This window comes from Aquabacter sp. DMC10 (genome assembly GCF_056314145.1).
In genome coordinates, this window is record NZ_JBQUYX010000008.1 from 248,941 (window position 1) to 269,396 (window position 20,456).

General features: G+C 66.7%; 18 protein-coding genes. 14 read left to right on the forward strand and 4 right to left on the reverse strand.

Going from position 1 to position 20,456, the window contains the following annotated elements; translation table 11 throughout:
• Positions 1 to 95 precede the first annotated feature (95 nt).
• Positions 96 to 1,406 carry an MFS transporter gene (locus ACT54L_RS20760; RefSeq protein ID WP_476087544.1) on the forward strand — a complete coding sequence of 437 codons (1,311 nt, stop codon included), beginning with the start codon at positions 96 to 98 and terminating at the stop codon, positions 1,404 to 1,406.
• Between the two features lie 59 nt (positions 1,407 to 1,465).
• A complete protein-coding gene (rhmD, locus tag ACT54L_RS20765; RefSeq protein WP_476087545.1) occupies positions 1,466 to 2,653 on the forward strand; it encodes an L-rhamnonate dehydratase in 1,188 nt (395 codons plus the stop codon).
• A gap of 85 nt (positions 2,654 to 2,738) precedes the next feature.
• On the opposite strand, the gene ACT54L_RS20770 is transcribed toward rhmD, so the two are convergent.
• Positions 2,739 to 4,052 (reverse strand): Nramp family divalent metal transporter, encoded by a 1,314-nt coding sequence (locus ACT54L_RS20770; protein ID WP_476087546.1) that lies wholly within the window; start codon positions 4,050 to 4,052, stop codon positions 2,739 to 2,741.
• Between the two features lie 265 nt (positions 4,053 to 4,317).
• On the opposite strand from ACT54L_RS20770, the gene mntR reads away from it, so the two are divergent.
• Entirely contained in the window at positions 4,318 to 4,782 is a 465-nt protein-coding gene (mntR, locus tag ACT54L_RS20775) for a manganese-binding transcriptional regulator MntR (RefSeq protein WP_476087547.1), read from the forward strand.
• Between the two features lie 12 nt (positions 4,783 to 4,794).
• On the opposite strand, the gene ACT54L_RS20780 is transcribed toward mntR, so the two are convergent.
• Positions 4,795 to 5,535 (reverse strand): SDR family oxidoreductase, encoded by a 741-nt coding sequence (locus ACT54L_RS20780; protein ID WP_476087548.1) that lies wholly within the window; start codon positions 5,533 to 5,535, stop codon positions 4,795 to 4,797.
• Between the two features lie 260 nt (positions 5,536 to 5,795).
• Between ACT54L_RS20780 and ACT54L_RS20785 the strand changes: the two genes are divergently transcribed.
• The 10 genes from ACT54L_RS20785 (at position 5,796) to ACT54L_RS20830 (ending at position 17,731) form a co-directional block, all read left to right on the forward strand.
• Positions 5,796 to 6,758: a LysR substrate-binding domain-containing protein gene (locus tag ACT54L_RS20785; RefSeq protein WP_476087549.1), complete on the forward strand. Its 963-nt coding sequence runs from the start codon at positions 5,796 to 5,798 to the stop codon at positions 6,756 to 6,758.
• A gap of 83 nt (positions 6,759 to 6,841) precedes the next feature.
• Positions 6,842 to 7,801, forward strand: a complete 960-nt coding sequence (locus ACT54L_RS20790; RefSeq protein ID WP_476087550.1) for an NAD(P)-dependent oxidoreductase — start codon at positions 6,842 to 6,844, stop codon at positions 7,799 to 7,801.
• A 124-nt stretch (positions 7,802 to 7,925) separates the two neighbouring features.
• Entirely contained in the window at positions 7,926 to 9,341 is a 1,416-nt protein-coding gene (locus ACT54L_RS20795) for an MmgE/PrpD family protein (protein WP_476087551.1), read from the forward strand.
• 122 nt (positions 9,342 to 9,463) lie between these two features.
• The gene (locus tag ACT54L_RS20800; RefSeq protein ID WP_209099243.1) at positions 9,464 to 10,420 is read left to right on the forward strand and encodes a branched-chain amino acid ABC transporter permease; all 957 of its coding nucleotides are present in this window, start codon (positions 9,464 to 9,466) and stop codon (positions 10,418 to 10,420) included.
• On the forward strand, positions 10,420 to 12,189 hold the full coding sequence (locus ACT54L_RS20805) for a branched-chain amino acid ABC transporter ATP-binding protein/permease (protein ID WP_476087552.1): 1,770 nt from the start codon (positions 10,420 to 10,422) through the stop codon (positions 12,187 to 12,189). Before ACT54L_RS20800 ends, ACT54L_RS20805 begins: the two co-directional genes overlap by 1 nt.
• The gene (locus tag ACT54L_RS20810) at positions 12,176 to 12,883 is read left to right on the forward strand and encodes an ABC transporter ATP-binding protein (RefSeq protein ID WP_476087553.1); all 708 of its coding nucleotides are present in this window, start codon (positions 12,176 to 12,178) and stop codon (positions 12,881 to 12,883) included. The genes ACT54L_RS20805 and ACT54L_RS20810 overlap by 14 nt, the downstream gene beginning before the upstream one ends.
• A gap of 62 nt (positions 12,884 to 12,945) precedes the next feature.
• Positions 12,946 to 14,190, forward strand: a complete 1,245-nt coding sequence (locus ACT54L_RS20815; protein WP_476087554.1) for an ABC transporter substrate-binding protein — start codon at positions 12,946 to 12,948, stop codon at positions 14,188 to 14,190.
• A gap of 167 nt (positions 14,191 to 14,357) precedes the next feature.
• Positions 14,358 to 15,653: an ABC transporter substrate-binding protein gene (locus tag ACT54L_RS20820; RefSeq protein ID WP_476087555.1), complete on the forward strand. Its 1,296-nt coding sequence runs from the start codon at positions 14,358 to 14,360 to the stop codon at positions 15,651 to 15,653.
• A 359-nt stretch (positions 15,654 to 16,012) separates the two neighbouring features.
• On the forward strand, positions 16,013 to 16,408 hold the full coding sequence (locus ACT54L_RS20825; RefSeq protein ID WP_209099234.1) for a carboxymuconolactone decarboxylase family protein: 396 nt from the start codon (positions 16,013 to 16,015) through the stop codon (positions 16,406 to 16,408).
• Between the two features lie 327 nt (positions 16,409 to 16,735).
• On the forward strand, positions 16,736 to 17,731 hold the full coding sequence (locus tag ACT54L_RS20830; protein WP_476087556.1) for an Ldh family oxidoreductase: 996 nt from the start codon (positions 16,736 to 16,738) through the stop codon (positions 17,729 to 17,731).
• 3 nt (positions 17,732 to 17,734) lie between these two features.
• On the opposite strand, the gene ACT54L_RS20835 is transcribed toward ACT54L_RS20830, so the two are convergent.
• Entirely contained in the window at positions 17,735 to 18,790 is a 1,056-nt protein-coding gene (locus ACT54L_RS20835; RefSeq protein ID WP_476087557.1) for an NAD(P)H-dependent flavin oxidoreductase, read from the reverse strand.
• 113 nt (positions 18,791 to 18,903) lie between these two features.
• Between ACT54L_RS20835 and ACT54L_RS20840 the strand changes: the two genes are divergently transcribed.
• Positions 18,904 to 19,302, forward strand: coding sequence for a (R)-mandelonitrile lyase (locus ACT54L_RS20840; protein WP_476087558.1), 399 nt, complete (start codon positions 18,904 to 18,906; stop codon positions 19,300 to 19,302).
• A gap of 90 nt (positions 19,303 to 19,392) precedes the next feature.
• Here the strand turns inward: ACT54L_RS20840 and ACT54L_RS20845 are convergent, their stop codons facing one another.
• On the reverse strand, positions 19,393 to 20,409 hold the full coding sequence (locus tag ACT54L_RS20845) for an ABC transporter substrate-binding protein (RefSeq protein WP_476087559.1): 1,017 nt from the start codon (positions 20,407 to 20,409) through the stop codon (positions 19,393 to 19,395).
• Positions 20,410 to 20,456: the final 47 nt, after the last annotated feature.

Below are 20,456 nucleotides of genomic sequence, written 5' to 3' on the forward strand. Positions count from 1 at the left end.
CCGCGCGCCCGGGCATGACCCGGCGCGCCAAGAACAGAATCGTCCGGGAATGACCCCGAGACGGTCGGAGGCAACGTTCATCTATGGAGAGGCTGATGCCTGCCCCGTCCCCGTCGCTTCAGGCGACGATTTCCAAGGTTACCAAGCGGCTGCTGCCGTTCCTGTTGCTCATGTATGTGCTGGCCTTCCTGGACCGGGCCAATGTGGGCTTCGCCAAGAAGGCATTCCAGGCCGATACCGGCATTTCGGACGCCGCCTTCGCGCTCGGCGCCTCCATCTTCTTCCTGAGCTACGCACTGTTCGAGGTGCCCTCGAACATCATCATGCACCGGGTGGGCGCCAAGATCTGGATGGCGCGCATCATGATTACCTGGGGCCTGATCTCGGCCGCCATGATGTTCGCGCACAATGAGTTCACCTTCTATGTGCTGCGCGTCCTGCTCGGCGCTGCCGAGGCCGGCTTCTTCCCGGGCGTGATCCTCTATCTGACCTATTGGTTCCCCTCTTTCGCCCGCGGCCGGGCCATGGGCCTGTTCTATTTCGGCGCCCCGCTGGCCTTCATCTTCGGCTCGCCCCTCTCCGGCCTGCTGCTGGACTGGCACGGCCTCGGCGGCCTGCATGGCTGGCAGTGGATGTTCATGGTGGAAGGCCTGCTGGCGGTCATCGTCGGCGTGTGGGCCTATTTCTACCTGGACAACAAGCCGGCCGACGCCAAATGGCTGAGCCAGGCGGAAAAGGCGGAGCTTGGCCGGGCCATTGCCGCCGAGGACAGCCACAAGACCGCCCACGGCCCCGCGCACCTGTTCGCCGCCATGCGCAACATGAAGGTGCTGCACTTCGCGCTCATCTATTTCCTCATCCAGATGAGCGTTTATGGCGTGGTCTTCTACCTGCCGACGCAGGTGGCGAACCTGCTCGGCACGAAGGTGGGCCTCCAGGTGGGCTTCGTCTCGGCCATTCCGTGGGTCTGCGCCCTGGTTGCGGCCTATGTGCTGCCGCGCATGTCGGATGCCTCCGGCAACCGTCGCGGCTATGCGGCGGTCATCCTCGCCGTCTCCGGCCTCGGCATCGCCGCCTCGGTGGCCACCACCTCGCCGGCTTTGGCGCTGATCGCCCTGTGCTTCGCGGCGGCGGGCTTCATCTCCGTGCAGCCCATCTTCTGGACCTTCCCCACCGACTATCTCGGCGGCGTGGCGGCTGCGGGCGGCATCGCCCTCATCAATTCACTGGGCGCGCTGGGCGGCTTCGTGGCGCCCAATGTGAAGACCTGGGCCGAGGCCACCTTCGCCTCCACGTCCGCCGGCCTTTACCTGCTGGCGGGCACCACCTTGCTGGGCGCCCTCCTGATCCTGGCGCTCGGCCGGGCCAAGGCAGGTCCCATTCCCGCCAACGCCAAGCGCGCCTGACCCCTGTTTCGACCACCGGACGCCCCGCGCCGCGCGCGGGGCGATGAGGAGACAAGACCATGGCCATGCCGACCATCAAGGCGGTCCGCGCGTTCACCGTGCGCGGCGGCGGCGCCGACTATCACGACACCCAGGGCTATCACTGGATCGACGATCACATCGCCACCCCCATGGCGCGCTATGAGGAATATCGGCAGAGCCGCCGTTCCTTCGGCATCAATGTCCTCGGCACCCTGGTGGTCGAGGTGGAAGCCTCCGACGGCACCGTGGGCATCGGGGTCACCACAGCCGGCGAGATCGGTGCCTTCATCGTGGAGAAGCACCTCTCCCGCTTCCTGATCGGCCGGCAGGTGACCGAGATCGAGAAGATCTGGGACCAGATGTATTTCGGCACCCAGTTCTATGGCCGCAAGGGCGTGGTGGTGAACACCATTTCCGGTGTCGACATCGCTCTGTGGGATCTTCTGGGCAAGATCCGCGGCGAACCGGTTCATGCCTTGCTGGGCGGCCCGGTGCGGGACGAACTGTCCTTCTATGCCACCGGCGCCCGGCCGGACCTTGCCAAGAAGATGGGCTTCATCGGCGGCAAGCTGCCCTTGCTCCATGGCCCCGCCGAGGGCGACGAGGGCCTGAAGAAGAATATCGAGCTGCTGGCGGACATGCGCAGCAAGGTCGGCGACGACTTCTGGCTGATGTATGATTGCTGGATGGCGCTCGACCTCAACTATTCGATCCGCCTCGCCCACAAGGCGCAGGAATTCGGCCTCAAGTGGATCGAAGAGTGCCTCTCCCCGGACGATTATTGGGGCTATGCGGAGCTGAAGCGCCAGGCGCCCACCGGCATGCTGGTGACCACCGGCGAGCACGAGGCCACCCGCTGGGGCTTCCGCATGCTGCTGGAGATGAATTGCTGCGACATCATCCAGCCCGACGTGAACTGGTGCGGTGGCATCACCGAACTGATCAAGATCTCGGCCCTCGCGGACGCCCATGGCAAGCTCATGGTGCCCCACGGCTCGGGCCCCTACAGCTACCATTTCGTGATCACGCGCCATAACAGCCCGTTCACGGAAATCATCATGAGCGCCCCCAATGCCGATGAGGTGCGCCCCGCCTTCCACCCGCTGCTCTTGGACGAGCCGGTACCGGTGAATGGCCGCCTGAAGGCGTCCGCGCTGGACAAGCCGGGCTTCGGTGTCTCCCTCAATCCCGAGGTGCAGCTTCACCGGCCCTATCCGTCCAACTGAACGTTCCGAGGGGAGGACGCCGTGCGCCCTTCCCTGCACATGTTCCTCCCGCTGGCCGGTGCCCTCGTGCACCGGCCTTTTTTTTTTATCCGAGCCCCGGAATGGGCACGCCGAAGGCCTGGGCCAGCAGAACGCCGTTGAGACTCAGCACGACGATGCTGCCGCCGATGGCGAGCACGTTGATCAGGCGCGAATTGGCGAACTCGCCCATGAGGTCCCGCCGGGCGGTGAAGAGCACAAGGGCGATCATGGGCACCGGCAAGGCGATGGAAAGCACCACCTGGCTCAGCACAAGCGCGTGGGTCGCGTTCACGCCCATGGCCACCACCACGAAGGCGGGCACCATGGTGACGAGGCGGCGCACCAGCAGGGGAATGCGGATGCCGATGAAGCCCTGCATAATCATCTGCCCGGCCATGGTGCCCACCACGGAACTGGAGATGCCGGATGCGATCAGCGAGACCAGGAATACCCCGGCGGAGGCAGCGCCCAGCAGCGGCGTCAGGGTGTGATAGGCGGTCTCGATCTCCGCCACATCGCTATGGCCGAGATGGAAGGCACTGGCGGCCATGATGACCATGGCCATGTTGACGAGGCCCGCCACGGAGAGCGCCACCATCACCTCGCGATTGGAGAAGCGCACCAGCAGGCGCTTCTGGCCGATGTCGCGCGCCCGGGTCCGGTCCTGCGTCAGGCCGGAATGCAGATAGAGCGCATGGGGCATGACGGTGGCGCCGATGATGCCCACGGCAATGGTGAGCGCGGCCGCATCGGGGATTTGCGGCGTGACGGCGCCGAGCGCCACCTGGCCCCAATCCACCGGCGCGATCAGCATTTCAACGAGATAGCAAAGCCCGATCAGCGCCACCAGCGCGCCGATCACAAGCTCCAGGGGGCGGAAGCCGCGCCCCTCGATGAGGAGGATGCCATAGGTGACCACCGCCGTGATGCCCATGCCCACCAAGAGCGGCAAGCCGAAGAGTAGCGACAGGCCCACCGCGCCGCCGAGGAACTCGGCCAGATCCGTGGCCATGGCCGCCACCTCGCTCACCGCCCACATGGCCAGAACCACGGGCTTGGAGAAGGAGGTGCGGCACAGCTCCGCCAGATTGCGTCCGGTGACGATGCCGAGCTTGGCCGAAAGAGACTGGAACAGCATGGCCACCAGATTGGCCATCACCACCACCCAGAGCAGGGTATAGCCATAGCCGGCGCCCGCCTGGATGTTGGTGGCGAAGTTGCCGGGGTCCATATAGGCGATGGACGCGATTACCGCCGGGCCGACGAACAACAGGGCCGAGAGCGGCCCACGGCGACGGCCGGACAGCACCTCCTCGATGGCAAGGCGCGTGCGATCGGTAACCGAACCGACGGGGGCGGGAGACAGGCTGTCGCTCATGGCACGAAGGCATCTTGTTGCTGACGCCAAAGAATGTAGCTTAGGCTACATTTATTGCAAGAGCCTTCCGCGACCTCAGGCGCGCGGTTGCAATCCGTAGCCATGGCTTCATAGTGTGGTCGGAATTTCATTTTGGCCCGGGCCCCGCCCTGGGGCCAGCGAGGAAACGCGTGGCGCGAGACAGACGACGCCGGTCACACACGAACCGGGCAAGACCGGGGTGCGAAAATGGCGACCGGAACAGGCGCGGCCGGAGGACAAGCTCTTGAAAAAGCAATGGGAGGAAAAGCAACCCGTGGACGCGCAGTCGGACGAGACGCCATCGGAGGAGAGCTGCCGCTTCGACCGGGCCCGCACGGCCCGCTCCGCCGAGATCCTGGAGGACTATACGGAAATGATCGGCGACCTCATCGCCGAACATGGGGAGGCGCGCGTCACCGACATCGCCCGCCGCATGGGCGTCACCCACCCCACCGCAACCAAGGCCCTGGCACGCCTGAAGCGGGAGGGGCTGGTCACGTCGCGTCCCTATCGCGGGGTGTTCCTGACCGAGGCGGGCGCGGCCATGGCCGAGCGGGTGCGCGCCCGTCATCGCCTCGTGGTGGACCTTCTGGTGGCCATCGGCGTGCCCGAGGAGGCCGCCGAGACCGATGCGGAAGGCATGGAGCACTATGTCTCCGAAACCACCCTTGCGGCCGTCCGCCGTTTCCTGGACGCCCGCAAGGCGTAAGGGCCGAGCCGGTCAGTAGCGGTTCACCGGCAGCACCACGATTTCCGCGATCTGGACGTGGGGCGGCTGGTCGAGGGCGAACAGGATGGTGCGGGCCACGTCTTCCGGGTCGAGAGCCATCTTGAACTGATCGAAATAGGCCTTCTCCTTCTCCTCGTCCCCCCGGTAGCGGGTGCGGATGATGCCGGTGCGGGCAAGGCCGGGCAGGATCTCGGTGACGCGCACCGCGCTCTCGGTCAATTCGCCCCGCAGGGTCTCCGTGAACATGCGCACGCCCGCCTTGGAGGTGGAATAGGCGGTCATGTCCGGCACCAGGCGCACCGCATTGATGGACGAGACATTTACCACATGGCCGCGATCGCGCTTCACCATGGGCGGCAGCACCGCCCGCGTCACCCGCATGGTGCCGATGAGATTGGTCTGGATGATCCCCGTCCAGTCATCGGCCGAGCCCTCCACGAAGGGCAAGCGCCCGCCAATGTCGTGGCCGGCATTGTTGATGAGGATATCGACCGTGCCGAACGCTTCGGGCACCTGGTCGAGCAGGCGGTCCACCGCCGGATAGTCGGAGATGTCGAGCACCACCGGCACCGCATTGGCGCCCAGCTCGGCCGCGAAGGCCGTGAGCGCCTCCCTGTTGCGATCCACCAGCACCACCTTGCGCTCCGAGGCGATCACGGCGCGGGCGATGGCCCGGCCGAAGCCTCCCGCCGCCCCCGTGAGAAGCGCTGTTTCGGTCCTTTGTTCAGGCATTTGTGTCCTCCCTGACGCCGGCCTTTCTTGACCGTGCGGGGGCGCGCGCCGTCCGGCGCGGGCGCGGCCCGCGGGAAGACGTGCGCCCTTTGAATGGCATTGAGACGAGATGTGCGTCTGCGGACGCGAACACTGTCAGATGAGGCGCGCTGTGTCCGCACTCGCCCGCGTGCTAACTGTTATGCCAGATTTGGCGCCGCCGCCCGCGCCACAAGGGGCGGCCAAGCAATAGAGCCAAGCAACAGAAAAGCGGACCCGGGATGGATTTCAAGCAGCTCAAGGCCTTCACCACGCTGGCGGAATTCGGCTCCTTCTCGCGCGCGGCCGCCGTGCTCTCCGTGGCCCAGCCGGTCCTGTCGCGGCAAATCAAGTCGCTGGAGGAGGAGCTGGGCATCGAGCTCTTCTACCGCAACGGCCGCGGCATCGTGCTGACCGAGGCCGGCAAGCTGCTGCACGGCTATGCGGGCAATGTGCTGGACACCGTCACCCGCGCCACCGACGAGGTGACGGCGCTGCGCTCCTCCCCGCGTGGCACGGTGGCGTTGGGCATGCCGCCCTCCGTGGGCGCGGTGCTCACCGTGCCGCTGGTGAAGACCTTCCGCGCCGAGTTTCCCATGGTGGCGATCCGCGTGGTGGAAGGCTTTTCCGGCCATCTGCTGGAATGGCTCGCCACCGGCAAGATCGACGTGGCCGTGCTCTACAACGCGCCCCGCACGTCGAACCTGCGCGCCGAGCCGCTGCTCCAGGAAGAGATCAACTTGCTGGGCGCCATCGACGATCCCCTTGGCCTTCCCGACGGCCCCATTCCCGCGAGCCGGCTGCCGGAAATCCCGATGATTATTCCCTCGCGGCCCCACGGCCTGCGGCTGGTGGTGGATTCGCTGCTGAGCGAGGCGGAGATTGACCTCAACGTCATCATCGAAGTGGATGCCATGCCCTCCACCTTGAGCCTGGTGGAAAACGGCATCGGCTACACCTTGCTCTCCTATGGCCCGGCGCGCCATCTCATCGAGGCTGGCCGCATGAAGAGCTGGTCCATTGTCGATCCCGTCATCACCCGCCAGTTGATCCTCGCCACCTCCAGCCAGCGCCCCACCACCTTCTCCACGCGCGCGCTCGCCTCAATGGTGCGGCGGCAGGTGCAGGAACTGGTGCGGCGCGGGGCCTGGTCCTCCAATATGCCGGTCGCCACCGGCGCGCTGCAGCGCGAAGATCAGGCGTGAGAAATCTGTTATGTCGGAAACGGCAATGACGCTCGGCAAGTCTCCGGTTTAGCCTCCCTCAGCAATCGAAGAGCCGCGGCAGGGTGCCCAAGGGGCGCGGGCCTGCCTGCGGCCAGGGAGCGCCGCGAGAGCGCCGAGGAAGCGTCATGTCAGGTGAACTTGTTGGGTTCGTGGGTCTCGGCCGCATGGGCAGCGCCATGGCGGGCCGCCTTCTGGATGCGGGATACGATCTGTGCGTGTTCGACACGCAGCCGGCCGCCACCGCGCCGCTGGTGGCCCGGGGGGCGCGGCTTGCCGCCTCGCCGCTGGAAGTGGCCTCGACCGCCCAGACCGTCCTGCTCAGCCTGCCGACCCCCGACATCGTCAAGGCGGTGACCATCGGCGAGGGCGGCATCTCCCGTGGCAATGCGGTGCGCACGGTCATCGACCTATCCACCTCCGGCCCAGGCGCCTCGCAATTCGTCTCCAAGGGCCTTGCCGAGCGCGACATTGCGCTGATTGATGCGCCCGTCTCCGGCGGCATTGCGGGGGCCAAGGGCGGCACGCTGGCGCTGATGATCTCCGGTCCGCGCGAGGTCTACGAGACCACGGCACAGCCCATTCTCAAGCATTTCGGCAAGCTGTTCTATACCGGCGAGAAGGCGGGCCTTGCCCAGACGGCCAAGCTCGTGAACAACCTGCTTGCCGCCGCCGCCTTGGTCATCTCGTCCGAGGGCATGGCCATGGGCGTGAAGGCGGGACTTGATCCCAAGATCCTCTTGGACATCATCAATGTCTCGTCCGGCCGCAACAGCGCCACGCAGGACAAGTTCCCCCGCTCTGTCCTGCCCGGGACCTTCGATTTCGGCTTCGCCACCGGACTGTCCTACAAGGACGTGCGCCTGTGCCTGGACGAGGCCGAGGGCATGGGCATTCCCATGATTATGGGCGCGGTCGTCCGCCAGATCCTGGCCTTGACCCAGGCCAAATATGGCGCGGACTCCGACTTCACCAGCATCGCCCGCCTCTCCGAGGAATGGGCGGGAGTCGAGATCCGCGGCTGATCTTCGCGCGTCCGGGTCCAAGTCCCGGGCGCGCCTCACACGTCGCGCAGGCGACCAAGCAAGACTCCGGTCCAGCTGAAGCGGCGGACCGGCAAACAGAACAACAGGTCGAGGAGACGCATCCATGACGATGCTGGACGCGGCCGCGCGCCCGCTTTCCATCTCGCGCACCCTCGCGCTCCAGGCGCGGGGGACGCGCCTTGATGACCTGTCGTCGGCCACCCGCGACAAGCTGAAGGTGTGCCTTCTCGACTTCCTCTCCTGTGCCTTCGAGGCCGCCGACCTGCCCTGGAGCCGCGAGGCGGTGGCCGTCGCGCCGCGCACCAGCGAAGGCGCGACCATCATCGGCACCTCCGTCACCGCACCCACGGGCGATGCCGCCTTTGCCAATGCCACCGCCGGCCACGGCCTGGTGCGCGAGGACATGCACGCCGCCAGCATCGGCCACCACGGCGTAGTCATCTGGCCCGTCCTCCTGGCCCTCAGCCAGCGTGCCCCCGTATCGGGCGCGGCGTTCCTGACCGCAGCGGCCGTCGGCTACGAGGTGGGCGGGCGGCTGGGACGGGCGCTGTTCAATGCGGATCTTGCCCGCCTCTTCCGCCCCACGGGCCTGCTGGGCCCCATCGCCGGCGCGGCGGCGGGAAGCCGCCTGCTGGACCTGTCGGAAAACCAGATCACCTCCGCCCTGGCGCTCGGCGCCAATGCCTCCAGCGGCCTGAACCAATGGCCGCATGAGGGTAGCAGCGACATGTATTTCCATCCTGGCTTTGCGGCCCGCGCCGCCATCCTCTCGGTGGACCTCGCCCGCGCGGGAGCGATGGGGTCGGACTATATCCTGGAGGGCGAGGCGGGCCTTGCCATGGCGTTCCGACGGGCGGCGCTCTCCCAGCCCGTGACGCTCTTCCCGCGCGGCCAGGCCGAGGTGCTCGCCGTCTACAACAAGCCCGCCCCCGCCTGCAATTTCGCCCAGACCGCCACCCAGGCGGCGCTACGCGTGGCGCAGCAGATCGACGGGCGCGAGACCATTCGCGAGGTCACCGTCCTCCTCCCCGAAGCCGCCATCCGCTATCCCGGCTGTGACTTCGCCGGCCCCTATGAGCGGGCGCTCCAGGCCAAGATGTCGATCCAGTACGGCGTTGCCGCCGCCTTGGTGCGCAAGGCCGTGGAGGAAGAGAATTATCGTCGCCTGGACGCGCCCGAGATCCTGCGGCTTGCCGGGCTGATCCGCCTTGAGCGCGACGCGGAATTCTCCGCCCGCTTCCCCGCCGCCCAAGGGGCGGAAGTGGTGGTGCAGCTCGCCGGCGGCGCCACCATCAGCCGGCGCCTCGCCGATGTCATTCCCGCCACCGAGAGCGAGATCCGCCAGCGCTTCCGCACGGCCGCCGGCGCCGTGATCGGAGCCGCCCGGGCGGAGGAGATCGAAGAGCGCGTGGACGAGCTCGAACACGCCGCCGATACCGGCCAGATCGCGGCCCTGTGCGCCGCCCCCGCCGATGGCGCGGGGCGCACGGTGGTGGCGGCCAACACACTGCATGCATGAGCCTTTCCGCTCAGCGGAAGGGATGGGACCAACGGGCACAAAGCCCGGCTGAAAACTGGGAGGACCAAGGAAATGAAGACGGTGCCGCGCGGCACTGCGCCCCTGGCTGCGAGGACGCAGCCATGACGTCGCAGATGGTCGAGAATATTCTCCAGGCGCTGGCCGCCGGCATTCTGGCAGGGGCGATCTACGGGCTCATGTGCGTGGGCCTGGGCCTCATCTTCGGCGTCATGCGCGTCATCAACTTCGCCCAGGGCGATTTCATGATGCTCGGCATGTATGCCGCCTATTATCTGTTCCTCACCTTTGGAATACAGACGATCTTCGGCAGTGTGATCGGCCCCTATGTGGCCATCGTCCTGTCGGCGCCGCTCCTGTTCCTGTTCGGCTACTTCATCCACAAGCTGCTGATCTCCCGCGTCACCGGCCAGCGCACGGCGCAGCTGGAAGGCGAGGGGCATTTCGCCCAGCTCATCCTGACGCTCGGCATCGCGCTCGTGCTGCAGAATGGCGGGCTGATCGTGTTCGGCTCGGTGCTCGCCTCCATCCGCACGCCGCTGTCATCCAGCGCCTGGGAACTGGGGCCGTTCTGGGGCGATTACGTCTCCATTTTCGTGAACAAGTCCCGTGGCATAGCGGCCCTCTTCTCGGTCGTCGCCATGGTCGGCCTGTGGCTGCTGATCGCCCGCACCCGCCTCGGAAAGGCCTTGCGCGCCTCCGCTGACAATCCGGTTGCGGCCACTTACATGGGCATCGACATCGACCGCTCCTACCGCATCGCCTTCGGCCTTGGCACGGCGGTGACGGCGCTCGCGGGCGGGCTGCTTGCCACCAACTACCCGTTCCATCCCTTCATCGGCCTTGAATACGTGATCGTCATGTATGCCGGCGTGGTGCTGGGCGGCATGGGCTCCATCACCGGCGCCTTCTGGGGCGGCATGACCATTGGCCTGGTGCAGCAGCTCTCCACCTTGGTCCTGCCCACGCAGCTCCAGAACGCGGCGATCTTCGTCGTCTTCCTGCTCATTATCTTCCTGCGTCCGCAGGGCTTTTTCGGCCGCATGGTGGAGAGGACGTGATGCAGACCCTTCGCTCCCTCGCCCCCTTGCTGATCGTCGCGGCCATCTACGCGGCAGTGACCCTCGTGGTCACCAATTCCTACTACCAGCTCACCCTCACGCTGGTGCTCGTCTGGGCCTGCTTCGGCCTCTCGTGGAACCTCTTGTCCGGCTATACGGGCCTTGTCTCCTTCGGCCACGCCTCCTTCTTCGGGCTCGGCGCCTATGCGACCGTGCTGGGGCAGATCTATTTCGACATCTCGCCCTGGATCTCCATCCCCATCTCGGCGGTTATCGGTGGCATTGCCGGCCTGCTCATCGGCTTCCCCACCTTCCGCCTCAAGGGCCACTACTTCGCCTTGGCGATGCTGGCTTACCCCTTGGCGTTGCTCTATATTTTCGAGTGGCTCGGCTACCAGGAGCTGACCATCCCGATCAAGCGGGAGACGCCGTTCGCGTACATGCAATTCTCCGATCCGCGCATGTACACCTTCGTCGCCCTCGCCATGCTGCTCATCGTCGTGCTCATCACCCGTTGGGTGGAGCGCTGCCGGTTCGGCGTCGCGCTCCTCGCCATCAAGCAGAACGAGGCGGCGGCGGAGGCGGCGGGCATCAACACGCTGCGCTGGAAGCTCTCCGCCATCGTCCTGTCCGGCGCCATCGCCGGTGCGGTAGGTGCCTTCTATGCGGTTGTTCTGCTTGTGGTTACTCCGCCTTCCGTGTTCGGCATGCTGGTGTCCGCCCAGGCGCTCACCGTGTCCATGTTCGGCGGCATCGGCACCGTCTGGGGACCGCTGATCGGCGCCGCGGTGCTGATCCCGGTGTCCGAGATCCTGCACGCGGAACTGGGCGCGCGGGTGCCCGGCATCCAGGGCGTCATCTTCGGCATCGCCATCATGGCGGTGATCCTCATGGCGCCCGAGGGCGTCTATTGGAAGGTGCGCGACTGGTGGCGCAAGCGCTCCGGGACGCCGACCGCGGTCGCCCCCGTGCTGCCGGACCATGTGGTGGCCTTCACCCCCTCCCCCGCGCGGCAACGCCGGGCGCCGGGCGGAAAGGTGCTGCTGTCGGTGCGCGGCCTCTCCAAGTCGTTCGGCGGACTGAAGGCCGTGCAGGATGTCAGCTTCGATGTGCATGAGGGCATGATCCTCGGCATCATCGGCCCCAACGGCGCCGGAAAGACCACTTTGTTCAACCTTCTCAACGGCTTCCTGAAGCCTGACACGGGCACGGTGACGTTCGACGGCAAGGAGATGGTGGGCCGCCGTCCGCACGAATTGTGCGAGGCGGGCGTCGGCCGGACCTTCCAGGTCATGCGCCCCTTCCCCCGCATGTCGGTGCGCGAGAATGTCCGGGTGGGCGCCTATGTGCGGGCGAAAAGCGAGGACGAGGCCCTGCGCTTTGCCGATGACGCGGTGGCCCGCGCCGGGCTCTCTGCGGTGGCCGACAAGGTGGCGGCGGAGCTGACCACCAAGGAGCTGCGGCTGATGGAAATCGCCCGCGCGCTGGCCGGAAAGCCCCGCCTTCTGCTGCTGGACGAGACCCTTGCCGGCCTCGGCCACGGCGAGGCGGACGAGGTGGTGACGGTGGTGCAACGCCTTGCAAGAGAAGGAGTTACCATCGTCATCATCGAGCACACCATGCAGGCCATGGTGCGCCTGGTGGATCACTTCCTGGTGCTGGACCACGGCGCCGTCCTGGTGGATGGCGAGCCCGAGGCCGTCACCCGCAACCCTCGGGTCATCGAGGCTTATCTCGGCAAGAAATGGGTGGCTCATGCTCACGCTTGAGGGGGTCTGCGCGGGATATTCCGTGGTCCCGGTCCTGAAGGATGTCTCGATCAGCGTGGAGGCGGACCAGTTCGTCGCCATCGTCGGCCCCAACGGCGCGGGAAAGTCCACGCTTTTCAAGACCATATCGGGAGTGGTGGCGCCCAGCGCCGGCGCCATCCGCTTCGAGGGGAAGGACCTTGCCAAGGTTCCCCCCCACGAGCGGCCGCACCTGGGCATCGCCCATGTGCCGGAGGGCCGGCAGGTCTTCCCGTCCCTTTCGGTGATGGAGAATCTCGAAATGGGGGCCTTTACCGAGGCCGGAAGACGCAGTTTCAAGCGCAATCTCGACCTGATTTTCTCTTTGATGCCAGTGCTTAAGGAAAGATCAGAGCAGTTTGCGGGCACCCTTTCGGGCGGCGAGCAGCAGATGGTGGCCATCGGCCGGGGCATCGCCTCGGCGCCAAAGCTTTTGATGCTGGACGAGCCCTCCATGGGCCTCGCGCCGGCCATTGCGGACTTCATCTTCGACAAGCTGATCGAGATCCGCCGCGAGACGAAGCTTACAATTCTCCTGGTGGAACAACGGGTTGCTGAGGCGCTGGAGTCGGCAGACCAGGGCTATGTTCTGGAAGCGGGACGGGTGGTGCTCTCCGGCTCCAACGCCACGCTCCGGGCCGACGACCGGGTGCGCCAAGCCTATCTCGGCATGTAGCGAACACGCTCCGAACACGGTCGGAACAAGGCCGAGGAATTACGGATCTAGGGAGGAATAACATGGACGAGGACTTCATTTCCGCGCTGACCCGCCGCGCCTTCGTCGGCGGGGCGGCGGCCACGGGACTTGCGCTCTCCACCCGCGCCATGGCGCAGGGGTCGCCGGCCGAGGTCAAGGTCGGGCTCATCGTGCCGCTTTCCGGCCTCTATGCCCGGCCCGGCGCGGTGATGAAGATGGGGGCCGAGCTGGGCATCGCCGACATCAATGCGGCGGGGGGCGTCAAGTCGCTGGGCGGGGCGAAGCTGAAGCTCGTTCCCATCGATTGCGGCGACACGGTGGAGAAGGCCAAGAACGCCGCCCAGCGCATGGTGGCGCAGGAGACGGATCTCGTCGCCGCCACCGGCTCGTATTTGTCCTCGTTCACCTTGGCGGTGAGCGAAGTCACCGAGCGGGCGGGACTCCCCTTACTGACTTTGTCCTATTCTGACCTGCTCACGGATCGTGGGTTCAAGTATATCTTCCAGACCGCCGCCACCGCTTCCTCCCAGTCCATGCAGGGCCTGCCGGAATTGATGAAGCTGGCGGAGAAGGCCTCCGGCAAGAAGCCGAAGACCGTGGCCATCGCCATGGACAATACCGGAACCTCCATCGCCACCGCCAAGGCGCTGAAGGAAAAGCTGTTTCCCCAGCTCGGCCTGGAGCTGGTGATGGACGAGGTGTGGACCCCGCCGCTGGCGGATGCCACCCCCATCATCCAGAAGGTCCGCTCCACGCGGCCGGACCTCTTCTTCTTCATGCCGAACGCCATTTCGGATGCCAAGCTCGGCCTTGAAAAGCTGAACGAATTCGGCCTCGGCCAGGGCAAGGTGCCCACCATCTCCTTCTCCATCACCATCGCCGAGCCGGACATGCTCCAGTCGGTGAGCCCGGAAGTGGTGCAGGGCATCATGACCATCGTCGCCAATTGGGGCGTCAAGGGCCAGGAAAAGCTCATGGCCGAGTTGAAGGCCAAGTATAACGAGCCCTGGATGACGCAGAACGTGGTCTCCACCTATGGCGACATGTGGCTCATCAAGGATGCGCTGGAACAATCCGGCAAGGCCGACAAGGAAGCTGTGGCCAATGCCCTCCACACCATGGATGGCGGCCCCTCCAAATACTATCCCGGCGGCATCCTGAAGTTCGACGAGAAGGGCCGGCGCATCGGCGCGGGCGTGGTGGTGGTGCAGTGGCAGAACGGCATCCCCGTCACCGTCTTCCCCGAGGCGCTGGCCGTCGCCCCGCCCTTCTGGCCCAAGAAGTGACCGGCCGGCGCGCGCGCCTTTGGACCGTCATGCCCGGAACAAGCCCGGGCATGACGCCAGCTTTTCAGACCTTGCGAAGACATCGCAATGAACACTGAACATCTGAAGACAAAAAGCCAGAAAACAAGAACAAAATAAGTCTTAACAAATATAAGGGAGGAACAACCATGAAAGAGACCTGGACGCGCGCGCTGACGCGCCGGACCATGCTCGCGGCGGTGGCCTCGACGCTGGCGGCGGGCGGTGCGCTGGCACAGGGCGCGAGCCCCGCTCCCGCCGCTCCCGCGCAAGGCAGCGCCGCCGCCCCGGCGGCCGGCCAGCCGCAGGAGGTGAAGGTGGGCCTGCTGGTGCCGCTGTCGGGCCTTTATGCCCGCCCCGGCAATGTCATGAAGATGGGCGCCGAAATGGCGGTGGACCACATCAATGCCGCCGGCGGCATCAAGGCCTTGGGCGGTGCGAAGCTGAAGCTGGTGGTGTTGGATTCCGGCGACACCACGGAGAAGGCCAAGAATGCCGCCCAGCGCATGGTGGCGCAGGAGCCGGATCTCGTCGCCGCCACCGGCGCCTACCTGTCCTCCTTCACGCTGGCGGCCACCGAAGTCACCGAGCGCGCCCAGCTTCCCATGCTGACGCTCTCCTATTCCGACCTCATCACCGACCGCGGCTTCCATTATGTGTTCCAGACCTCGGCGACCGCCGCCTCGCAGGCGCGCCAGGCCTTGCCGCTCATCATGAAGCTGGCCGAGGATGCCTCCGGCAAGCGGCCGAAGACGGTGGCCATCATCACCGACAATACCGGCGCCTCCATCGCCTCCGTGAAGCCCATGCGCGAGGGCCTGCTCAAGGAACTGGGCCTGGAACTCGTCATGGACGAGACCTTCACGCCTCCCTTGTCGGACGCGACCCCCCTGATCCAGAAGGTGCGCTCCACCCGGCCGGACCTGCTCTTCTTCCTGCCCACCGTCATTTCCGACGCCAAGCTGGTGCTGGAGAAGATGAACGAATTCGGCCTCGGACAGGGCCGCATTCCCACCATCTCCTTCGGCATCGCCATTGCCGAGCCGGACATTCTCCAGACCATCTCGCCTCAGCTTCTCCAGGGGCTTCTGACCTGCGTCGGCTCGTGGGCCACCAAGGGCCATGAAGGGCTCGTGAAGGAGCTGAACGCCCGCTACAAGGAGCCCTGGATGACGCAGAACGCCATCTCCACCTATGGCGACATGTGGGTCATCAAGGACGCGCTGGAAAAGGCCGGCAAGGCCGACAAGGTGGCGGTGGCCGAGGCCCTGCGCACCATGGATGGCGGGCCGTCCAAATATTACCCCGGCGGCATCATCAAGTTCGACGAGAAGGGCCGGCGCGTGGATGCGCAGATGACCGTTGTGCAGTGGCAGAACGGCATCCCCGTCACCGTCTTCCCGAAGGATTTGGCGGTGGCCGAGCCCTTCTGGCCGAAGAAATAAGGGCAGGACGTACGACGAGACGTAAGCTCAAGACTTCGCCAGGCGGATGCACGCTTCAGAGCCGTCATGGCCGGGCCTGTCCCGGCCATCCACGGGGCGTGTCACAAGAAACAACCAAGAAGAAAAAGAACAGGTTTGCTGCGCCCCTCCAGGCGGCGCCGCGTGGATGCCCGGGACAAGCCCGGGCATGACGGACACCTTTTTGAGGCGCCTCAACGCGCCGCCGACACACCAGGCCAGGACCAGAAGACCCGGCCTTTCCCGAGCGGATCCGCCCTCGCGCCGGCCCCGCTCCCCCTCCGGCCCGGCGCGAGCGCGCCGGGCCGCTTTTCACCCTTGAAAGACCAGGAAGGACCATCATGACCAACGATGTCTTCGAGCGCGGCCTCTCCATCCGCAAGGACGTGCTCGGCAAGGAGTTCGTGGAGCGCTCGCTCAACAACGCCACCGAATTCAACCGCCCCATGCAGGAGCTGACGACCGAATATTGCTGGGGCTGGCTGTGGGGCCGCGAGGACCAGCTGCCGCGCAAGACGCGCTCCATGCTGAACCTTGCCATTCTCGGCGCCATCAACCGCAATCACGAGCTGAAGATGCATGTGAAGGGCGCACTGAAGAACGGCGTGTCCAAGGCGGAGATCCGCGAGGTGCTGCTCCAGGTGGCCATCTATTGCGGCATCCCGGCCGGCGTGGATTCCTTCCGCACCGCGCAGGAAGCCTTCAACGAGGTGGAAAAGGAAGCGGCGGGCGGTTGAGCGGCCACGCCGCGGCGGCCAAGGCTGCATGTTAAGCGCCTCCATTGCACCTGAGGCCGCCGTCATGGCCGGGTTTATCCCGCAAGTCGTCTGTTGACGACTTGCGGCTCTCCTGTCGGAACCCGCAAGCATGCGGGTTCCGGCCATCCACACCCCTCCGTTCGCGGAACCGACTGCGGCCCGCCCGGCCCCACCCCGTGGATGCCCGGCACAAGGCCGGGCCTGACGAGCGGAGGGGGCGCGACAGCCATGCGTCCGGGTGTCCGCGCCGGCCGCCGCGCGCCCGCCGCCTTCCATCCGCCCCCCACCCAACCAGGAGCCACCGCCATGCGCCTCACCCTCGACGAAGCCCGGCGCCTCGCGGAGCGGGTCATGGAAGCCTTCGGCCACAGCCCGGCGGAGGCGGCGCTCATTGCCGACCATCTGATGGATTGCGAATTGCGGGGCCTGGATTATGGCGGCCTTGCCCGCGCCGTGTCCGTGGCCGAGCGCTTCCAGCGCACCACCACGCCGCGCGAGCCCATGCGCGTGCTCCATGAGACGCCCGTCTCCGCCCGCCTCGATGGCGGCGACCAGATCGGCTATCTGGTGGCGCATCGGGCCATGGAGATGGCCATCGAGAAGGCGGACGCCTCCGGCATCGCGGTGGTCGGCGCCTGCCGCACCTGGTACACGGGCATGCTCTCTTATTATGCCGAAATGGCCGCCGCCCGTGGCCTTGTGAGCATGATCGCGTCAAACGCCTCGCCTTGGGTGGCGCCCTATGGCGGCACGGAAGGGCGGTTCGGCACCAATCCCATGTGCTTCGGCTTTCCCACGGCGGACGCGCCGGTGATCTGGGACATCGGCACCTCCGCCATCATCCATGCGGAGGTGACGCTGGCGAAGCGCCTCGGCCACGAACTCCCCGAGGGCGTGGCCTATGGCCCGGATGGCGCACCCACCCGCGATCCCGCTGCCGCGCTCGCTGGCGCGTTTGCCGCCTGGGGCGGGCCGAAGGGATCGGGCCTCGCCATCGTGGTGCATCTGCTTGGCATGCTCGCGGGCTCGCCGACCATCCCGCCGGAGCTGGCCGATTTCGGCATGGTCATCATCACCCTCAAGCCCGACCTGTTGGGCGATGCGGACACGTTCCGCCGCAACGCCTCGGCTTATGGAGACGCGGTGCGCGCCACCCGCCCGGTGGCGGGCGGGGGCACCGTGCGCATGCCCTTCGACGGCTCGCGGCGCCTGCGGGCGGAACGCCGCGCGGCCGGCATCATCGAGGTGCCCGACCTGCTGGTGCGGCAGCTGGAAGGCTTTGCGGCCGGGGTCCCCGCCTGAGGATCAGCCGGGCACGCCGGCGGCCAGTTCCCGCGTCAGATCCGCCGCGCTGGAGATGCGGCTCACCGCCACCGCCTGCCCCGCCCACAGATTGGTGAAATCCGCCGCGCCCTTGGCCTCCGCCGTCTGGCGCAGGGGCGCCAGCATGCCGCCGGCTGTGGGGAAGGCGGGCGCCAGGGCACTCAGCGGCCCCACCTCGCGCATGAGGCGGTTGAGGATGCCCCGCGCCGGGCGGCCAGTGAAAAGATTGGTGAGCGCCGTCTCATCCCCCGCCGCGCCCTCCAGCGCCGCGCGATAGAGCGCGCTCACATTGGCCTCGCGGGTGAAGAGATAGGCGGTGCCCACCTGCACAGCGCAGGCCCCCAGCGCGAAGGCCGCCGCGACGCCGCGCCGATCGGCGATGCCGCCAGCGGCGATGACGGGCACTGAGACCGCATCCACCACCTGCGGCACCAGCGCCATCGTCCCCACCTGGCCGGCCATGTCGTGGGTGAGGAAATTGCCCCGGTGCCCGCCCGCCTCGGCGCCCATGGCGATGATGGCATCGACGCCTTGGCTCTCCAGCCAGAGGGCCTCGCGCACCGTGGTGGCGGAGGACAAGATCCGCGCCCCGGTCCGCCGCACCCGCTCCAGGAGGTCGGGCGCCGGCAGGCCGAAATGGAAGCTCACCACCTCCGGCCGCAACTCCTCCACCACGGCGCAGAAGGCATCGTCGAACGGCGCGCGGCCGGGACCGGCCGGGGGCACCAAGTCGGCAAGGCCCGCTTCCTCATAAAAAGGCTGGAGCCGCGCCCGCCAGGCGGCCTGGCCGGCCGGATCATCAGCGGGCGGGACGTGGCAAAAGAAGTTGACGTTCAGCGGGCGGCTTGTGCGCGCCTTGATGCCCAGGATCGCCTCGCGCAGCTGGGGCACGCTGTATTGGGCGGAGGGTAGCGAGCCGAGCCCGCCCGCCTCCGCCACGGCCACCGCCATGTCGGGGGTGGAAGAGCCGGCCATGGGGGCCTGGATGACGGGCAGGTCGATGCCGAGGAGATCGGTGATGCGGCGATCGGCGGGCATGGGGTCCTCCAATTTTTCGCCGCACCTTACACCAAGCCATCCGCTCTGCCCCCTGCCCGGGAGGACGGTTCGCGCCTATGTGTGGGGGGAGGCAAAATGGAGGAGATTGCGGGATGGACATCACACATGCGGGCGAGCGGCCCTCGCTCACGCCGTCCGCGGACTATTTCACCGGCACGGTGCGCCAGGATCCGCTGTTCCAGCCGGACGCGCCGGCCCGCGTGGCGGGGACGCTGGTGACCTTCGAGCCCGGCGCCCGCACCGCCTGGCACACCCATCCGCTGGGCCAGACGCTCATCATCACCACCGGCTTCGGGCGGGCGCAGCGGGAGGGCGGACCCATCGTGGAATTGCGGCCCGGCGACGTGGTGTGGTTCCCGCCCGGCGAGAAGCACTGGCACGGCGCTGCCCCCGACACCGCCATGAGCCACATCGCCATCCAGGAGCGCCTGGATGGGCGGGCGGTGGACTGGCTGGAGCAGGTCACCGAGGCGCAGTATCTGGGCGCCTGAGCGCAGGCGGCCCAGCCTTCGCTCCGCCCAAGACGGCAAAAAGGCCGCCCCGGTTCCCCGGTGGCGGCCTTCTTGTGCGAGGGAAAGGCCTCAGCTGCCCGAGCGGTCCTTCAGCTGGGGCACGAACAGGTCGCTCCAGCCGGCCGGCTTCACCTTGATGGAGCCCGCCTGGTACATGAAGTCGGCGATCTTCATGATGCCTTCGGGGGTGGTGGAGAACCAGGTGTCCTTGTCCTGGAGCATCTCCAGGAATTCCTCCTTGGTGGTCTTCACCTTGGAATTGCGCACATAGATTTCCGCCGCCAGCGGCTTGTCGCGCTCGATCAGGGCGTTGGCCTCGTCGAGGGCGTCGATGAAGGCCTGCACCATCTTCGGATTGGCATCCACGAAGCGCTTGGGCGCGAAGGTCACGTCCATGGTCAGGCGGCCGATCACGTCCACGGAGCTGGCCACCCGGTGCACCTTGGGGTCCTTCAGTTCCAGATAGGCGAAGGGCGGGGAGGTGAAGTGGGCGGTGATCTCGGTCTTGCCGCCCACCAGCGCGGCGAGCGCCTCGGGATGGGGCAGGCCCACGGTGAGCGGGTCGAGCTTGGCATAATTGGCGGGGCCGAATTCGTGCGCGGCCATCATCTGGAGAATGACGGCGGACAGCGAGGTCTTGATGCCCGGCAGGGCGATCTTGTCGGAAGACTTGAAGTCCTTCAGCGACTGGATGGCCGGGTTGTTGGAATTCATCCATAGCGCGGTGGAGCTGAGGCCGCTGACCCCGATGACTTCCACATTGGGAATGCCCTTGGCCTTGGCCCAGAGCGTGATGAAGCCCGGCGCGCCCGTGCCGGCAATGTCGAGGGAGCCGGCCATCATGGCGTCATTGATGACATTGCCGCCATCCAGCATCAGCCAATTGACCTTCACCGCCCCAAGGCCCGCCTTCTCGGCGTGCTTTTCCAGCAGCTTCTGGTCTTCCATGACGATGAGCGGCAGATAGAGGATGCCGTATCCCTTGGAGATGCGGACTTCCTTGACCTCGGCGCGGGCGGCGCCCATTCCGCCCGCCACCAGGGCAAGGCCGAGGGCGGCTGCGGTCACATGCTTGAAGAAGCTCATTTTTTCCTCCCCGAAATTGCGATGTTAGACGGGCGCCCCGGTTTTGG

What these genes read in the sequence shown, in the direction of transcription:
- ACT54L_RS20770 (WP_476087546.1), bottom strand. Translation starts at nt 4,052, where the DNA reads ATGAGCGACAGCCTGTCTCCCGCCCCCGTCGGTTCGGTTACCGATCGC.
- ACT54L_RS20820 (WP_476087555.1), top strand. Translation starts at nt 14,358, where the DNA reads ATGAAAGAGACCTGGACGCGCGCGCTGACGCGCCGGACCATGCTCGCG.
- rhmD (WP_476087545.1), top strand. Translation starts at nt 1,466, where the DNA reads ATGGCCATGCCGACCATCAAGGCGGTCCGCGCGTTCACCGTGCGCGGC.
- ACT54L_RS20785 (WP_476087549.1), top strand. Translation starts at nt 5,796, where the DNA reads ATGGATTTCAAGCAGCTCAAGGCCTTCACCACGCTGGCGGAATTCGGC.
- ACT54L_RS20840 (WP_476087558.1), top strand. Translation starts at nt 18,904, where the DNA reads ATGGACATCACACATGCGGGCGAGCGGCCCTCGCTCACGCCGTCCGCG.
- ACT54L_RS20815 (WP_476087554.1), top strand. Translation starts at nt 12,946, where the DNA reads ATGGACGAGGACTTCATTTCCGCGCTGACCCGCCGCGCCTTCGTCGGC.
- ACT54L_RS20805 (WP_476087552.1), top strand. Translation starts at nt 10,420, where the DNA reads ATGCAGACCCTTCGCTCCCTCGCCCCCTTGCTGATCGTCGCGGCCATC.
- ACT54L_RS20825 (WP_209099234.1), top strand. Translation starts at nt 16,013, where the DNA reads ATGACCAACGATGTCTTCGAGCGCGGCCTCTCCATCCGCAAGGACGTG.
- ACT54L_RS20780 (WP_476087548.1), bottom strand. Translation starts at nt 5,535, where the DNA reads ATGCCTGAACAAAGGACCGAAACAGCGCTTCTCACGGGGGCGGCGGGA.
- ACT54L_RS20845 (WP_476087559.1), bottom strand. Translation starts at nt 20,409, where the DNA reads ATGAGCTTCTTCAAGCATGTGACCGCAGCCGCCCTCGGCCTTGCCCTG.
- ACT54L_RS20760 (WP_476087544.1), top strand. Translation starts at nt 96, where the DNA reads ATGCCTGCCCCGTCCCCGTCGCTTCAGGCGACGATTTCCAAGGTTACC.
- ACT54L_RS20810 (WP_476087553.1), top strand. Translation starts at nt 12,176, where the DNA reads ATGCTCACGCTTGAGGGGGTCTGCGCGGGATATTCCGTGGTCCCGGTC.
- ACT54L_RS20800 (WP_209099243.1), top strand. Translation starts at nt 9,464, where the DNA reads ATGACGTCGCAGATGGTCGAGAATATTCTCCAGGCGCTGGCCGCCGGC.
- ACT54L_RS20795 (WP_476087551.1), top strand. Translation starts at nt 7,926, where the DNA reads ATGACGATGCTGGACGCGGCCGCGCGCCCGCTTTCCATCTCGCGCACC.
- ACT54L_RS20835 (WP_476087557.1), bottom strand. Translation starts at nt 18,790, where the DNA reads ATGCCCGCCGATCGCCGCATCACCGATCTCCTCGGCATCGACCTGCCC.
- ACT54L_RS20830 (WP_476087556.1), top strand. Translation starts at nt 16,736, where the DNA reads ATGCGCCTCACCCTCGACGAAGCCCGGCGCCTCGCGGAGCGGGTCATG.